At 57.1% G+C, this 14489-nt stretch carries 14 protein-coding genes and 1 pseudogene; 7 read left to right on the forward strand and 8 right to left on the reverse strand.

All coding sequences use genetic code 11. From position 1 onward, the window contains the following. Nucleotides 1-92 precede the first annotated feature (92 nt). Nucleotides 93-512: a hypothetical protein gene (locus CU100_RS08615; RefSeq protein ID WP_106716192.1), complete on the forward strand. Its 420-nt coding sequence runs from the start codon at nt 93-95 to the stop codon at nt 510-512. Between the two features lie 102 nt (nt 513-614). Next, nucleotides 615-2663: a S10 family serine carboxypeptidase-like protein gene (locus tag CU100_RS08620; RefSeq protein WP_106716193.1), complete on the forward strand. Its 2049-nt coding sequence runs from the start codon at nt 615-617 to the stop codon at nt 2661-2663. A gap of 8 nt (nt 2664-2671) precedes the next feature. Here CU100_RS08620 and CU100_RS08625 read toward each other — a convergent pair whose 3' ends face one another. Together CU100_RS08625 and CU100_RS08630 are read right to left on the reverse strand one after the other, a co-directional pair. Beyond that, complete coding sequence (locus CU100_RS08625; RefSeq protein WP_106716194.1) at nt 2672-3763, reverse strand: LLM class flavin-dependent oxidoreductase; 1092 nt, start codon at nt 3761-3763, stop codon at nt 2672-2674. A gap of 308 nt (nt 3764-4071) precedes the next feature. Next, nucleotides 4072-4713: an NAD(P)-dependent oxidoreductase gene (locus CU100_RS08630; RefSeq protein ID WP_106716195.1), complete on the reverse strand. Its 642-nt coding sequence runs from the start codon at nt 4711-4713 to the stop codon at nt 4072-4074. A 196-nt stretch (nt 4714-4909) separates the two neighbouring features. On the opposite strand from CU100_RS08630, the pseudogene CU100_RS08635 reads away from it, so the two are divergent. Further along, nucleotides 4910-5330 (forward strand): annotated as a pseudogene (locus CU100_RS08635) (winged helix-turn-helix transcriptional regulator). 75 nt (nt 5331-5405) lie between these two features. After that, on the forward strand, nt 5406-5597 hold the full coding sequence (locus CU100_RS08640; protein ID WP_106716196.1) for a DUF3008 family protein: 192 nt from the start codon (nt 5406-5408) through the stop codon (nt 5595-5597). A 16-nt stretch (nt 5598-5613) separates the two neighbouring features. On the opposite strand, the gene CU100_RS08645 is transcribed toward CU100_RS08640, so the two are convergent. Then, nucleotides 5614-6627 (reverse strand): extensin-like domain-containing protein, encoded by a 1014-nt coding sequence (locus tag CU100_RS08645; protein ID WP_106716197.1) that lies wholly within the window; start codon nt 6625-6627, stop codon nt 5614-5616. Between the two features lie 329 nt (nt 6628-6956). Between CU100_RS08645 and rpsD the strand changes: the two genes are divergently transcribed. The 3 genes from rpsD (at nt 6957) to ttcA (ending at nt 9516) form a co-directional block, all read left to right on the forward strand. Further along, nucleotides 6957-7574, forward strand: coding sequence for a 30S ribosomal protein S4 (gene rpsD, locus CU100_RS08650; protein ID WP_106716198.1), 618 nt, complete (start codon nt 6957-6959; stop codon nt 7572-7574). Nucleotides 7575-7647: 73 nt separating this feature from the next. Continuing rightward, nucleotides 7648-8577: a glutaminase gene (locus CU100_RS08655; protein WP_106716199.1), complete on the forward strand. Its 930-nt coding sequence runs from the start codon at nt 7648-7650 to the stop codon at nt 8575-8577. 87 nt (nt 8578-8664) lie between these two features. Further along, nucleotides 8665-9516 carry a tRNA 2-thiocytidine(32) synthetase TtcA gene (gene ttcA, locus CU100_RS08660; protein WP_106716200.1) on the forward strand — a complete coding sequence of 284 codons (852 nt, stop codon included), beginning with the start codon at nt 8665-8667 and terminating at the stop codon, nt 9514-9516. A 19-nt stretch (nt 9517-9535) separates the two neighbouring features. Here the strand turns inward: ttcA and CU100_RS08665 are convergent, their stop codons facing one another. The 5 genes from CU100_RS08665 to purL all read right to left on the reverse strand — a co-directional run bounded on the left by CU100_RS08665 (nt 9536) and on the right by purL (nt 14345). Then, on the reverse strand, nt 9536-9787 hold the full coding sequence (locus CU100_RS08665) for a hypothetical protein (protein WP_106716201.1): 252 nt from the start codon (nt 9785-9787) through the stop codon (nt 9536-9538). Nucleotides 9788-9921: 134 nt separating this feature from the next. Then, nucleotides 9922-11127, reverse strand: a complete 1206-nt coding sequence (locus CU100_RS08670) for a multidrug effflux MFS transporter (RefSeq protein WP_106717177.1) — start codon at nt 11125-11127, stop codon at nt 9922-9924. 141 nt (nt 11128-11268) lie between these two features. Continuing rightward, entirely contained in the window at nt 11269-11601 is a 333-nt protein-coding gene (gene grxD / locus CU100_RS08675) for a Grx4 family monothiol glutaredoxin (RefSeq protein ID WP_106716202.1), read from the reverse strand. Between the two features lie 266 nt (nt 11602-11867). Then, entirely contained in the window at nt 11868-12101 is a 234-nt protein-coding gene (locus CU100_RS08680) for a BolA/IbaG family iron-sulfur metabolism protein (RefSeq protein ID WP_099998651.1), read from the reverse strand. 12 nt (nt 12102-12113) lie between these two features. Further along, on the reverse strand, nt 12114-14345 hold the full coding sequence (gene purL / locus CU100_RS08685) for a phosphoribosylformylglycinamidine synthase subunit PurL (RefSeq protein WP_106716203.1): 2232 nt from the start codon (nt 14343-14345) through the stop codon (nt 12114-12116). Nucleotides 14346-14489 lie beyond the last annotated feature (144 nt).

The following is a 14489-nucleotide window of genomic DNA, read 5'->3' on the forward strand; positions in this document are numbered from 1 at the left end:
TTTCGACTATCGTCGAATTGACCGCACATAAGCTTTATCTGTTACATCCGCTAAAGTAGCTCAATAATTTCATTGCTATGAGGTGTGATTTCATGACGAAGATTCATCTGTTTGCGATTGTCTTGGCATCCTCAGGGTCTTTCCTGGCGATTTCACCACTTGGGGCTGGTGAGCGTATGGGCTTCCCGCCACCAGATCCGCCCGGTACGGTTCGTCCGGCGATGACGGCCGAAAACATCCAGAAGGAACTCGAACAGCGGCTCAACGCTCAGTTTGAGGCCGCCGCGGGTCCCTCCGGCAAGTTAACGGCGCAGAAAGCCAAAGACGCCGGTTGGGGTTTCGTTGCTGATCATTTCAACGAAATCAGCAAAAGTGGCCGCAGTTCGGTCAGCCTTAATGACATTAGGACTTTTATGAGCGTCCGCTCGCCGTTAACGCCAGTCACGCCCGAGGCAGCCTCGGGCGCCCCGTCCAAAGCCATCGAAAAGAAGCCGATTCAAATCATCGAATAAGGTGGGCTGCTTTGGTTGCCGGCCCGCCGCTTTCATCGCATGGGTGGCCGCACGACTACAATTCAATGATCAAGCTATATTTTAATCAATTGCGAGGACGTGATGAATTACCGGATTATGTTCGTTTCAGGTTTGCTTTTCCTTGCCGCATGCAATGATTCCAAAGAAACCGAGCAGAGCACATTTATCCCCCCGAAAATCAATCCCGTGATACCGGGGCCAGTGATCGACCCGGTGAAGGTCGATCCGGTGAAGCCTGTGCCGGTCGTCGACCCGGTGAAAATTGGGCCGTCTCCCTTTCAACCTGACAATGTTGTCGAAGACAAGACGCTTTACAGCGGCGCGATCGACGCAAATGTAGACATTTCGTCCGTCAGCGAGACACCCTCTGTCAAAAACCATGAGATGATCATCAACGGAAAAACCGTAAAATACACGGCTCGAGCAGGCCATCTTATCGCCTATACGCCGAAAGATCCGAAACATCCCGAGAGAAAGCAAGCCCAGGCCGCGATCTTCTACATGGCCTATACCCGCGATGATCTGCCGAGGGAAAACCGTCCGGTCACCTTCTTCTTCAATGGCGGTCCGGGCTCCGCTTCGGTCTGGCTGCATCTTGGTTCATGGGCGCCGAAGCGTCTGAAGACCGGTATCCCCAATATTCCAGAAGAATTTTACGCAGCAAAGCCACAGAGCATGCCATGGATCGACAACGAGGAAACGTTGCTCGATAAAACCGACCTCGTCTTTCTCGATCCGGCAGGGACCGGACTCTCCACGGCGATTGCTCCTTACAAGAATAATGATTTCTGGGGTATGGATGCGGACGCGCGCGTCAACACCGATTTCGTTACCCGCTATGTCAACTTTTATAATCGCCAAAGTTCGCCGAAATATCTGTATGGCGAATCCTATGGCGGCATCCGGGCACCGATTATGGCCAATCTGATGGAGGCGGCCGGAACCACCGACTTCGAACAGGACAGATCCGGCAAGAAGCCGGTCGTCCTCACCGGCGTTGTGCTGAATTCGCCCATCCTCAACTACGAGACGAATTGCGGCCAAGACGGTGATATCAGTTGCGCCGGGTTCCTGCCGACAGAAGGAATGGTGGCTGACTACTACCAGAAGGGAACCATGCGCGGCGCGGCGGCCAAACTGGACTATGTTGATACGTTGCGAACCTTTGTCAGGGATAAATACAATGCCGCCCGCGACATCTGGTATGATCCCGTACTCGCAAGCGCCAAGGCAACTTATAATCGGGCCGATTTCCAACTTACGCATCTCAAGACATATTGGAACAATGCTGAGGAGTCACGTGCATGGGCCGCCCTGCCAGCAAGGAAGGAAAACGCCCTGAGCTATGCTACTTCCTTGGCAAATCTGTTGATTGCAAACAGAACCGCGCGACAAGGGTTCATTGATCAGTTTGTCGTAGATCCCTATACGGCGCTGCAGGATTTCACGGACGACGCCAAAATAAAGGCGGATGGGGCGGTGACCGACGCGTGGCGGGACTATGCTGCAACGCCTGCTGGCCGAAGCTTTGTCGATGAAATGACGGCAATTACCGGACTTGGCATCCCGTGGGCAACCGAATTCGAATTGTCATCGAATGGGTTCATGAAGAAAATCAAGCCAGACTCCAATCTCGGCATCTATGACGCCCGCGCGAACATTCCCAAGCAAGGCGGCTACGATATCACCTTCTACGAGGACGAAGCATTTCAGGCGGCCATCAAGGACGTGCTGCCGGATGTGTTCAATTACCGCAATGGCTCGGTCTATTCGACCAAGGGTGACGTTATCAATCGCAACTGGCGGTACGAGCGCGCCGGCAAGCAACTCAATGCTCGAAGCAGCCTGCCGGATCTGGTCAGCATGCTGAACTACGATCCATCTGTCAAGTTGCTGGCCCTGCATGGCTACTACGATATGGTGACGCCATTCCACCAAACGGAACTCGACCTGGCGGGTGCAGGTCTTGGGCGCCGCGTTCCTGTCAGGAATTTCGAAGGCGGGCATATGTTCTACTATGCAGAAGAAGCACGCGCACCCGCAAAAAAGGCGCTTGAAGAATTTTACGATGCGCCAGCCTGGGGGTCAAAGCCGGCATTGGTAACGAACACGGCAACCGTGCTCAATTAGGCATTTGGTCAGATCGCATCAATCCTGGAAGCAGCTGAACTTCTTCCGGGATTGCCTGCTTGGGCATTTCCGCCAAGCTCCTTCCTGATCGCAGGCGCGACCTTGGTACCGTAAAGCTCGATTGCCCTCAGTGTATTCAAGTGCGGAAGGCTGCCGAGATCGATCTGCAGCATGAAACGGTCGTGCTGGAAGTAGCTGTGCTGTAGCATGATCTTGTCGATGATCTCCTGCGGCGAGCCCACCAGCAGCGCCCCTCGCATCGTACGCCCGGCCTCGTACTGGGCGCGATTGCTCGGCGGCCAGCCGCGTTCGCGGCCGATCTTGTTCATGACCACTTCGTAGGAAGGCCAATATTCGTCCGAGGCCGCCTGCGAGCTCTCGGCCACATATCCATGCGAATTGATGCTGACTTTCAGCTTTTCCGGAGCATGCCCCGCCTTGGCGCCCGACTGGCGATAGAGATCGACCAGCGGCTTGAAGCGATGCGGCTCGCCGCCGATGATGGCCACCGCCAGCGGCAGACCCAGTGTTCCGGCGCGTACGACCGAGGCCGGCGTGCCACCGACCGCGATCCACACGGGCAGGGGATCCTGCAGTGGACGCGGATAGATTGCGAGATTGTCGATTGGCGCGCGGAATTTGCCGCTCCATGTGACGCGTTCGCTGGCGCGCAGCTTCAAAAGAAGGTCGAGTTTCTCGGCAAACAGATCGTCGTAATCGTTGAGATGGTAACCGAACAGGGGGAAGGATTCGATGAAAGAGCCGCGTCCGGCCATGATTTCGGCGCGGCCGGAGGAGATCAGGTCGAGCGTCGCATATTCCTGGAAGACTCTCACCGGATCGTCGGAGCTCAACACTGTAACCGCGCTTGTCAGGCGGATATTCTTCGTTCGCGCCGCCCCGGCCGCCAATGCGATAGCAGGCGTCGAGATGACGAAATCCGGGCGATGGTGTTCGCCGATACCAAACACATCCAGCCCGACCTGATCAGCAAGAACCACCTCCTCGATGAGGTTCTGCATGCGCTGGTGGGCGCTGATGGCGACGCCTGTTGCCGGATCGGGGCTCATCCCCGCAAATGTATAAATCCCCAGTTCCATGGTTCCTACCCTACATTAAGCTCTGCCGCATAGTTAAGTGCAGGACGGTGCCATGGGAAGAACGCACGTTGCGGTTGCTGAGGCACCAAAAGGAAACCGGGTTGTTTGCCTATCTCCCCCCTTGTGGGGGAGAAAGCGATTTCAGCATCTTAGCTCTTGCTAAGTGCTAGAAATCGCCAGAGAGGGGATTAAGTGCTGCAGGAGCATATCCCCTCACTTGGATTTTCTAAGGATTTAGCAAAGAGGCTAAATCCAAGAAAATCCTTTCTCTCCCGCAAGGGGAGAGATAATCGGCATCGACTTTCACCTCAATAGCCTACGGTAAAACGCTCCCTGCTATGCTTCGGCTTTTCTGCCTCATCGACAATCGCCACGGCCAGATCGCTGGCGCTGATCGCGCTGTTGCCTTCGGCGTCGAACACCGGATTGTCCTTGCCGAGCCGGTATTTGCCTGTCCTCGCTCCGGGTGCCAGATGGAAAGGCGGGGATACGAAGCTCCAGTCGAGTTCGGTCTCGCCGCGCAGATCGTCAAGCGCCTGGCGTGCGCCCAGTGCGCCTTCCTTGTATTCGGCGGGAAAACCTTCGCCATCGACAAATTGCGTGCCATCGGGCGCATAAAGGCTGCCCGCGCCACCGATGACGATCAGCCGGCCGATTCCCGCCTGCTTCGTTGCTTCGGTGATCGATTTGCTGGCCGCGATGTGGACTGCCTTGATATCCGGGTTGGTCCAGCCGGGATTATAGGCCGAGATGACGACATCATGGCCTTTGAGCTTGGCTGCGAGGTCGGATGCGTCGAGCGCATCGGCCTTCACAGCCGTGACGCCGTTCAGCTTTTCCACCTTGTCGGGGCTGCGGACCAGCGCCGTGACACTATCGCCGCGCGCAACGGCTTCCTTCAGAATTTCTGTGCCGACAAAGCCGGTAGCGCCAATGAGTGCGATTTTCATGGTAAGCTCCTTTGACGCGGGTACGCATCATTTTCTGGTTACTATTCATAACTAGGCATGTTAAATCGTCTTGAGAAGTACGCACTTTTTCCGTTTCAGGGCACATGGAAGTAACCGCCTGAAGCAAGTCCATGAAGTTTGGAGCGGTCTTCCCGCTGGATCCAGGTGAAATCCGCATGCAGAAAATGAGCCTGATATGAGTATTCATTCGAAAACCGAGGGAACAACACCGCTGCTGGAATCCATGCCGGCGATGCAATCGGATGGTGCGGGCGGGTGCCCGATGCGCGAAGTGCTCGACATTGTCGGCGACTCCTGGAGCCTCTTGACGCTGATCAACCTTCAGTCCGGTCCGCGAAGGTTCAACGTTCTTCGCCGCATGATAGAGGGCATATCGCAGCGCATGCTCACAGTGACGTTGCGTTCGCTGGAGCGGGATGGCCTCGTCAGCCGTTCGGTCAAGCCGACGTCGCCGCCAGAGGTGACCTATGCGCTGACCGATATCGGTCATTCCATTGCCGTGCCCCGTAGGCGCACTGGGTGAATGGGCGGTAGCCAACCGCGACCACTTGCGCAGCGCACGCAAGGCGTTCGATGCGGCAAAGGAGGATAGCTGATCATAGCATTCATCTTGGAACCGCCTTCCACCCCTTGCGTTTCTCCCCTGTCAACTTTTCACAGGGAGAATGACAATGCCGGCAAAATCCCAGGCCCAGCAGAAAGCCGCGGGCGCTGCCCTTTCGGCCAAGCGCGGCGACACGAAGAAGAGTGAGCTCAAAGGCGCGTCCAAGGGCATGTACGAGTCCATGAGCGAAAAGCAGCTTGAAGAATTCGCCGAAACGGACCGCAAGAACCTGCCGAAGAAGAAGACGACCAAACATTGATCCACTCGGCGCGCGGCTACTGGCAGATGCGAGCTGCGCAGCTTTTCCCGTGACAGCCGAGATCGAGATGCAGGTTGCCCTGATGCGATGCATCTCCCTCGGGGCCGATCACCGTCATGAAGCGATCGCAACTCGCCTTGTGCAGCCCGCGCCAGAACGCCTGTTCCTCGGGCGTTCCCTTCCAGCCTGACGTCAGTTCGGTCGATTTGCCGTTCTTGAACTTGAAGGAAACAATGTCGACGGCATTGGCAAAAGCGTGTTCGGAAACACGTCCCTGATGGCCGTTGTTGACTTTACGGCATTGATAGTCCGAGCCCGTGGTGATGCTCTCGATCTCCGCGCCAAAACCCTTTTGCGCCTCTTTCTGTATCTCGACCACCCAGTTGGCGAGCGCCCCGGCCATTGCACAATTGGTGGTGATTGCACCGGCGAGCTTCACCGCATTTCCCTTGCCGATCGCCGTGATCTTCAGCGGTGACCGTTCGCCGCACACGCCTTCCGAAAGCGGCGGCACCAATTCACCTTGTACCTCGCCGTTCATCAGCGCAGGACAGGCACTTTGGTAGATGCGGTCGGGCGACACGGAGGGATCGGCTTTTTCGGCGCTCTCCTCATGCTCCGGCCGGCCTTGATCCTTTCCGGCCGTGTCCGGCAAGGGACCCTGCTGTGGTGCCTTCGGTGCTTCCGGCCTGGAGGGCTGCGAGGATTTTTCCGCCGGTGTAACCTCAGGCGCGGGCTTTTGATCCGGGAGGGGCGTCGTCTGCGGATCCGCTTTCTGCACCTCCGTTGCGGGCTTTTCAGCCGGCGTCGGAGCATCGGACGCGGTTGCTGCGCGGGGATTGTCCTCAGGGATTGGCGGTACTTGCGGTAAAGGCGGAACGATGGTTCTCGCCTGTCGCGTGTTATGACCACGCCGATGCCGCGCATCCGCATCGCCGGTCGAACCAACGATCATGGTGCTTGCAATAAAGGCGGTAAGGGCTAAAAGAACGATCGTCGAGCAAGGTGACTGCCGCGAGAATAGTGTCATTAGCTGGCGCTACTCCTGTTGAGCGTCCACCCTAACGTCTCAAACGTGGCATCGGTTTCAATTTATATGAGCCGCTGAAACATGCGAGCTACGTCGGACAGCTTCAAAAGGCAATTCTGCCCCGCGTCTTGACATCTTGAAGCCTTCCCACTAGAAGGCACCCAGCGCAGGGCTTGACGGCTCTGCGTTTCATTTGACGTGTCCCGTGAGTGATCTCGCAAAGCGTGCGTGGGTCGTTCTGTCAGTCTTCGAAAACGGAAGGCAGAGGAGGGCGCGTTTCCTTGAACCGGGCGTTGAGCTCCGGTTTGGTTTGTTTGAAAGGAAATGCGATGAGCAAGCGCGAATCGTCCAAGTATAAAATCGACCGCCGTCTTGGCGAAAATATCTGGGGCCGTCCGAAATCCCCGGTCAATCGCCGTGAATATGGCCCCGGCCAGCATGGCCAGCGCCGCAAGAGCAAGCTTTCCGATTTCGGTGTTCAGCTGCGTGCAAAGCAGAAGCTGAAGGGCTTCTACGGCGATATTTCGGAAAAGCAGTTCCGCAAGACCTATGAAGAAGCCGCTCGCCGCAAGGGTGATACTGGTGAACAGCTCATCGGTCTGCTCGAGTCGCGTCTGGACGCGATCGTGTACCGCGCCAAGTTCGTTCCGACGATCTTCGCAGCGCGTCAGTTCGTCAACCACGGACACGTCAACGTCAACGGTCGTCGTACCAACATCCAGTCCTATATCTGCAAGGCTGGCGATGTGATCGAAGTGCGCGAGAAGTCGAAGCAGCTCGTGATCGTTCTGGAAGCCGCTCAGTTGGCTGAACGCGATGTGCCTGAATATCTCGAAGTCGATCACAACAAGATGGTTGCCAAGTACACCCGCGTTCCGGCATTCTCCGATGTGCCTTACGCTGTACAGATGGAACCGAACCTGGTTGTCGAATTCTATTCGCGCTAATCAGTTCCAAGTTTGAAAGAAGCCGCCGGAGAAATCCTGGCGGCTTTTTTATTGTTTCGACCGGAGCTCCCGCATGACCGACCTTCAGGCTATCGTCGACAGTGTTTATAGCGATCTTGCCAGCAGGATCGGCGAGGGCAAACTTGCTGATTATATTCCCGAGCTCGCCAGGGTCGATCCAGGGCAGTTCGGCATTGCACTCGTGACGACCGACGGCAGAGTCCATACGGCTGGCGATGCGGAAACCAGTTTCTCCATCCAGAGTATCTCGAAGGTTTTCACGCTTACCCTGGCGCTCGGCAAGATAGGTGATGGCTTGTGGAAACGCGTCGGGCGCGAACCCTCGGGAAACACCTTCAATTCAATTGTCCAGCTTGAGCAGGAAAAGGGCAAGCCGCGTAACCCCTTCATCAATGCAGGCGCCATCGCTGTTGCCGATGTGGTGCTTGCCGGGCATTTGCCCAAGGAAGCCATAGGCGAGATCGTGCAGTTCATCCGCCATCTCGCCGATGACGAGAGCATCGCCATCGATCACAACGTCGCCCGCTCCGAGACGCAGACCGGCTACCGCAATGTTGCGCTGGCGAATTTCATGAAATCCTTCCGTAATCTCGATCATCCTGTCGAGCACGTCCTTGGCGTTTATTTTCATCATTGCGCCATTGCGATGTCATGCCGTCAACTCGCGCGTTCCGGTCTTTACCTTGCGTCGGCCGGGCGCAATCCGCTTAATGGCGGCAGCGTCGTGTCGGCGAGCCGCGCCCGGCGGATAAACGCTCTGATGCTGATGTGCGGCCATTATGACGGCTCCGGCGATTTTGCCTATCGCGTGGGCCTTCCGGGCAAGAGCGGCGTCGGCGGTGGCATTCTCGCCATCGCTCCCGGCAAGGCATCCATCGCCGTCTGGTCGCCGGGCCTGAATGAAGTGGGCAATTCTCAGCTCGGTTCAGCGGCGCTGGAACTTCTGGCACAGCGCACCGGATGGTCCGTGTTCGGGCAATAGAAATGCGCCTCCCTCTCAGGAATGAATGTCCAGAACCTCTTGCGTTCCGGTCGCTACCTTGTCAATGAAACACGATGAGGTGTTCAGATGACCATTCATGAGCCAGACCTTCCGGAATCGACGGATGGTGCCGGGTGCCACCCGATGTTTCTCGGCGTGCCGTCCAACGTAGAGTTCAACAAGCTGCGCAAGAGGCTTTTGCGCAACACTCGTCAGGCGCTTGAGGATTTCGCCATGGTAAAACCGGGTGAGCGCTGGCTTGTCGGGCTTTCTGGCGGCAAGGACTCCTATGGCCTGCTCGCCTTGCTGCTCGATCTGAAATGGCGCGGTTTGTTGCCGGTGGAACTCGTCGCCTGCAACCTCGATCAGGGCCAGCCGAATTTCCCAAAACACATCCTGCCGGACTACTTGACTGCGAACGGCATCCCGCACCGCATCGAATATAAGGACACCTATTCGATCGTCACGGAAAAGGTGCCGGAAAATCAGACCTACTGCTCACTCTGTTCGCGGCTGAGGCGCGGTCATCTTTATCGCGTGGCGCGCGAGGAGGGCTGCTCGGCACTGGTCCTCGGCCATCACCGCGAGGACATCCTGGAGACGTTCCTGATGAACCTCTTCCACGGCGGGCGGTTGGCAGCAATGCCGCCGAAACTGCTTAATGACGAGGGCGATCTCATGCTGCTGCGTCCGCTCAGCTATTGCGCCGAGGACGATCTGGAAAAGTTTGCCGCTGCCATGCAGTTCCCGATTATTCCCTGCGATCTCTGCGGGAGCCAGGACGGCCTGCAGCGCAACATCATGAAGGCGATGCTTGCCGATATCGAAAAGCGCATGCCCGGCCGCAAGGAAATCATGATCCGGGCGCTGGCCAATACTCGGCCAAGTCACCTGCTGGACCGGAAGATTTTTGATTTTGCGGGGCTGGCGGCCAGTTAAGATCAGCGCTTTTTCGAAATCAGGGGAATAGTTTTACGATGGCTGCGATGGCCGCAATCGTCGCCACGGACGTCCCGAAGAAAAATGCACCCATCCGCACAGTAAGCCGAAGCGTCAGCAGCTCCAGAGCGATGTTCAGATCAGATTTGGTTACCAGTTCGGGCATGATGAAATCCCTTGCGGCTTCTGCTTGCGCTTTGGCATGGGCGGGACTGATTCCGCCCTGTTCCAAACGTATCGCATAACCCAGAGTATCAAATGAAATTGTCATAGTCAGCCCTTCAAGATACCCGAATGTTAGGCGACAGGCCGGATGTCAGCAATTCAACCAAAGTTGAAAATGCAATTGAAGCAATGGCAGTTTTGGCAATGCTTGGGTGACTCGATTGCCTCTGCGCACAGAGCTCAAACCGGCTTGTTGTGCGGCTGGAACAATTTTCCTCTCTCGGCGATGAGCACAAACACCAGCCCGATCAGCGAGAGCACGAAAAACCCAGTCACAAGCGGCAATGTTGTTCCATTATAAGCCTGACCGATAAGCGCGCCGATAAGGCCGCCGCCAGCCGTACCCATGAAGCCCAAAACCGACGATGCCGTGCCCGCCACGTGCCCAAGCGGTTCCATGGCCAGGGAATTGAAATTCGAGCCGATCCAGCCGAACTGGAACATCGCCAGCGAGAAAAGCAGAAGATAAAGTACAAATGGCGTCGGGTGCGGGCCGAAGAGGGTCAGCAGCAGCCAGATACCGTTGATCCCCATGAATGCAAGCAGCGCTCCATGTGACAGGCGGCGCATGCCGAAGCGGCCGACGAAGCGCGAGTTCATGAATGAGGAAAACGACATGGTGATCGCCACGACGGAAAAGGCGAGCGGGAACCACACGCCGAGATGATAGATCTCGACATAGATCTGCTGGGCGGAATTGATAAAGCCGAACATGGCGCCAAAGATGAACGCACTCGCGAGCGCATAGCAGAGCGCAACGCGGTTGGTCAGCACGATCTTGAAGGCCCGGGCCACCGACACAATCGTGAAAGGACGACGGTCGGTAGGCTCCATCGTTTCAGGGAGGCGAAAGAACATCCAGGCAGCGACAGCCGTCGCCATCAAAGCCATGAATATGAATATCAGCCGCCAGTCGCCGAATATCATGACGATCTGGCCGGTACCGGGCGCGATCACCGGCACGATCATGAACACCATCATGATCAGCGACATTGCCTCGGCCATTTGCCGGCCGCCATAAACGTCGCGAACGATGGAAATGGCGATAACCCGGGTGGCGGCGGAGCCAATACCCTGCAGCGCGCGGAAAAACAGCAGCGCGCCGAAGCTCGGCACGAACACGCAAGCCATGGCCGACGCAATGTAAATGACAAGGCCGCAGAAGATTGGCACCTTGCGTCCGAAGCGGTCCGACAGGGGGCCGAAGAACAGCTGCGCCACGGAGAAGCCGAGAAGATAGGCCGAAATCACATATTGCCTGTGATTTTCACTGCTGATGCCCAGTGCCGCGCCAATTTGTTGCAACGCCGGCAGCATGACATCGATCGCCATCGAGTTGACTGCCATCAGCATGGCCATGAGACCGATGAATTCTACTTTACCCATTCCCTGCAGCCGCGAGGGAGATGTGTCAGCGGAGGCATCCATTTTCAGACCTGCGAAACAAAAGGAAAGGCGTCGGAACGGCCGACGCCTTTATCATGGAGATTCCGGAATTTGCCGGAACCGTTTGATTTTGATGCGTAATCAGGCTGCCTTGGTGGCAACGCCCTTTTCGCTGAGGAGAGACTGCAATTCGCCCGCCTGGAACATTTCGCGTATGATATCGCATCCTCCGACGAATTCACCCTTCACGTAGAGCTGCGGGATGGTCGGCCAGTTGGAATAGTCCTTGATGCCTTGGCGAAGTTCATTGGACGAAAGAATGTTCACGCCTTTGTAATCGACACCGATATAGTCGAGGATTTGGACGACCTGCCCGGAGAAGCCGCATTGCGGAAAGCCGGGTGTGCCCTTCATGAAGAGCACGACGTCATTGCTCTTGACTTCATTGTCGATGAATTCGTTTATACCGCTCATTTTCGGGTTCCTTTCGCGGCCGCGAGGGAGGAATCACGGCCCAAAATACGCTTTGAGGTCAAACTACCTCAATTCTTTGCCCAGAAAAAGCACGATGGGCGCGTGAACGCAAGTAACTTGTCTGATAGTAGATGGTACGTTGTGCGTGGTTCGACAAGCTCACCATGTGGGATGTTTGTGCACTATTCTTCGCTGTGCTCCACAACTTGGCTCCTGCAATCCACCTACCTACCTCATGGTGAGCTTGTCGAACCACGCATGCACGGTTACTCCGGCGCGCTGGTCTGCAAGGCGAGGGCGTGCAATACGCCGCCCATGTTGCCCTTCAGTGCATCATAAACCATCTGGTGCTGCTGGACCCGCGATTTGCCGCGAAAGCTTTCGGCAACAACTTCCGCGGCATAGTGATCGCCATCACCCGCCAGATCCCTTATCGTTACCTTTGCATCCGGGATGGCGTCTCGAATCATTTTCTCGATGTCGCGCGCGTCCATTGCCATGTTTCATTCTCCTCAAGCGGCCTGAATTTCTTCTTCTGCCTGACCGCTCATGTAGTTAGGAAACCACGATTCGTGGGCTTTTGTCAGGTCTGCAACAGATATGGAGAGGAGGCGTCCGATCGTCAATGTGTTACCGCCAACCGTGCCAAGCTTGCGGAATGGAACGCCGGAACCTTCCGCGTTCAGCATGACGAGGTTTGCCATATCAGGGGCAACCGCCACCACGTAGCGGGCTTGGTCTTCGCCGAACAACAAGGCATGCGGAGCAGCCTCGCCGATTGTCACGCTGGCGCCTTTGCCGGAGGCCATGCACATCTCGCTGAGCGCTATGGCAAGACCACCATCGGAAAGATCGTGGCAGGCGCTCACTTGACCGTTGCGAATGGCAGAGCGAATGAAGTCGCCATTGCGTTTCTCGACGCCGAGATCCACGGCGGGAGCGGGGCCGTCTGCCCGGCCGTGCAAGTCTCGCAGATAGATCGATTGGCCAAGATGCGTGCCGTCTCCGCCGACGAGGATCAGCACATCGCCGTCAAGCATGGTTCCGATCTTCGCAGTCTTGGTCCAGTCGGGGATGAGGCCCACGCCTGCGATCGTCGGCGTTGGCAAAATTGCCTGCCCGTTGGTCTCGTTATAGAGCGAGACATTGCCGGAAACGATCGGAAAACCGAGCGCGCGGCAGGCATCGCCTATGCCGCCGATCGCTTTGACAAGCTGGCCCATGATTTCCGGGCGCTCGGGGTTACCAAAATTGAGATTGTCTGTCGCAGCCAGCGGTTCGGCGCCGACAGCGGTCAGATTGCGCCAGCATTCGGCCACGGCTTGCTTGCCGCCCTCATAGGGATCGGCCTCGCAATAACGCGGCGTCACGTCCGAGGAAAAGGCGAGCGCCTTGCTGTGATGGCCATCCACGCGCACCACGCCGGCGTCGCCGCCCGGCACTTGCAGCGAGTTGCCCTGGATCAGCGTGTCATACTGCTCGTAGACCCAGCGGCGGGACGAAAGATCCGGTGAATTGAGCATTTGCAGCAGCGCCGCGCCATAGTCCTCGACTTCGGGCACATTGCCGGCAGGCAGCGGTGCATGCTTGCCCGGCTCCATCCACGGCCGGTCATATTCCGGAGCCTGATCGCCCAGATCCTTGATCGGCAGGTTGGCGACTTCATCGCCGTCATGCAGCACGCGAAAGCGCAGATCGTCGGTCGTATAGCCGACAATGGCGAAATCCAGCCCCCATTTCCTGAAGATTGCTTCCGCCTCTTCTTCCTTTTCCGGGCGCAGCACCATCAGCATGCGCTCCTGGCTTTCGGAAAGCATCATTTCATAGGCAGTCATCCGCTCTTCGCGCACGGGCACCGAGTTGAGATCGAGTTCGATCCCGAGATTGCCCTTGGCTCCCATCTCCACCGCCGAGCAGGTGAGGCCTGCGGCGCCCATGTCCTGGATGGCGATAACCGCGCCGGATGCCATCAGTTCCAGTGACGCCTCCAGCAGGCATTTTTCGGTGAAGGGATCGCCAACCTGCACGGTCGGGCGCTTTTCCTCGATGGATTCGTCGAATTCAGCCGAAGCCATTGTCGCGCCGCCGACCCCGTCGCGGCCGGTCTTGGCACCGAGATACACCACCGGAAGACCAACGCCCTTTGCTTCCGACAGGAAGATGGCGTCGGTCTTGGCAAGGCCCGCAGCAAACGCATTGACGAGAATATTGCCATTGTAACGCGCGTCGAAATTGACCTCGCCGCCAACAGTCGGCACTCCGAAGGAGTTGCCATAACCGCCAACGCCTTCAACCACGCCGGAAACGAGGTGACGTGTCTTCGGGTGCGACGGTTCGCCGAAGCGCAGCGCGTTCATTGCCGCGATCGGCCGTGCGCCCATGGTGAACACATCACGCAGGATACCGCCGACGCCGGTCGCAGCACCCTGGTAGGGTTCGATATAGGACGGATGGTTGTGGCTCTCCATCTTGAAGACCACGCAATCGCCATCGCCGATATCGACGACGCCGGCGTTTTCGCCCGGTCCTTGGATGACCTGCGGGCCTGTTGTCGGCAGCGTACGCAGCCACTTTTTCGAGGATTTGTAGGAGCAGTGCTCGTTCCACATGGCGGAAAAGATGCCGAGCTCGGTGAAGCTTGGCTCGCGCCCGATCAGATCGAGGATGCGCTGATATTCGTCCGGCTTGAGCCCGTGCGAGGCAACGAGTTCCGGTGTGATCTTGACTGTATTCGAGATGGTCATGGGTCCTGGAATATCCGTGCGGGGTTCGGCGATCTCGCCATGAGGGGCAGCTTTTCGCCTTCTTTAGCTTATGTAGTCCTGCGGCGCGATAGGAAAAAGGACTGAATCAACAGACGGGGACCAGGGTTGAGGTGCTGCGCTTGT

Source organism: Phyllobacterium endophyticum, assembly GCF_003010935.1.
GTDB classification, from domain to species: domain Bacteria; phylum Pseudomonadota; class Alphaproteobacteria; order Rhizobiales; family Rhizobiaceae; genus Phyllobacterium; species Phyllobacterium endophyticum.

Excerpts from the sequence above, each read along its gene's own strand:
- CU100_RS08615 (WP_106716192.1), top strand. The coding sequence starts at position 93 with ATGACGAAGATTCATCTGTTTGCGATTGTCTTGGCATCCTCAGGGTCT.
- CU100_RS08620 (WP_106716193.1), top strand. The coding sequence starts at position 615 with ATGAATTACCGGATTATGTTCGTTTCAGGTTTGCTTTTCCTTGCCGCA.
- CU100_RS08625 (WP_106716194.1), bottom strand. The coding sequence starts at position 3,763 with ATGGAACTGGGGATTTATACATTTGCGGGGATGAGCCCCGATCCGGCA.
- CU100_RS08630 (WP_106716195.1), bottom strand. The coding sequence starts at position 4,713 with ATGAAAATCGCACTCATTGGCGCTACCGGCTTTGTCGGCACAGAAATT.
- CU100_RS08640 (WP_106716196.1), top strand. The coding sequence starts at position 5,406 with ATGCCGGCAAAATCCCAGGCCCAGCAGAAAGCCGCGGGCGCTGCCCTT.
- CU100_RS08645 (WP_106716197.1), bottom strand. The coding sequence starts at position 6,627 with ATGACACTATTCTCGCGGCAGTCACCTTGCTCGACGATCGTTCTTTTA.
- rpsD (WP_106716198.1), top strand. The coding sequence starts at position 6,957 with ATGAGCAAGCGCGAATCGTCCAAGTATAAAATCGACCGCCGTCTTGGC.
- CU100_RS08655 (WP_106716199.1), top strand. The coding sequence starts at position 7,648 with ATGACCGACCTTCAGGCTATCGTCGACAGTGTTTATAGCGATCTTGCC.
- ttcA (WP_106716200.1), top strand. The coding sequence starts at position 8,665 with ATGACCATTCATGAGCCAGACCTTCCGGAATCGACGGATGGTGCCGGG.
- CU100_RS08665 (WP_106716201.1), bottom strand. The coding sequence starts at position 9,787 with ATGACAATTTCATTTGATACTCTGGGTTATGCGATACGTTTGGAACAG.
- CU100_RS08670 (WP_106717177.1), bottom strand. The coding sequence starts at position 11,127 with ATGGGTAAAGTAGAATTCATCGGTCTCATGGCCATGCTGATGGCAGTC.
- grxD (WP_106716202.1), bottom strand. The coding sequence starts at position 11,601 with ATGAGCGGTATAAACGAATTCATCGACAATGAAGTCAAGAGCAATGAC.
- CU100_RS08680 (WP_099998651.1), bottom strand. The coding sequence starts at position 12,101 with ATGGCAATGGACGCGCGCGACATCGAGAAAATGATTCGAGACGCCATC.
- purL (WP_106716203.1), bottom strand. The coding sequence starts at position 14,345 with ATGACCATCTCGAATACAGTCAAGATCACACCGGAACTCGTTGCCTCG.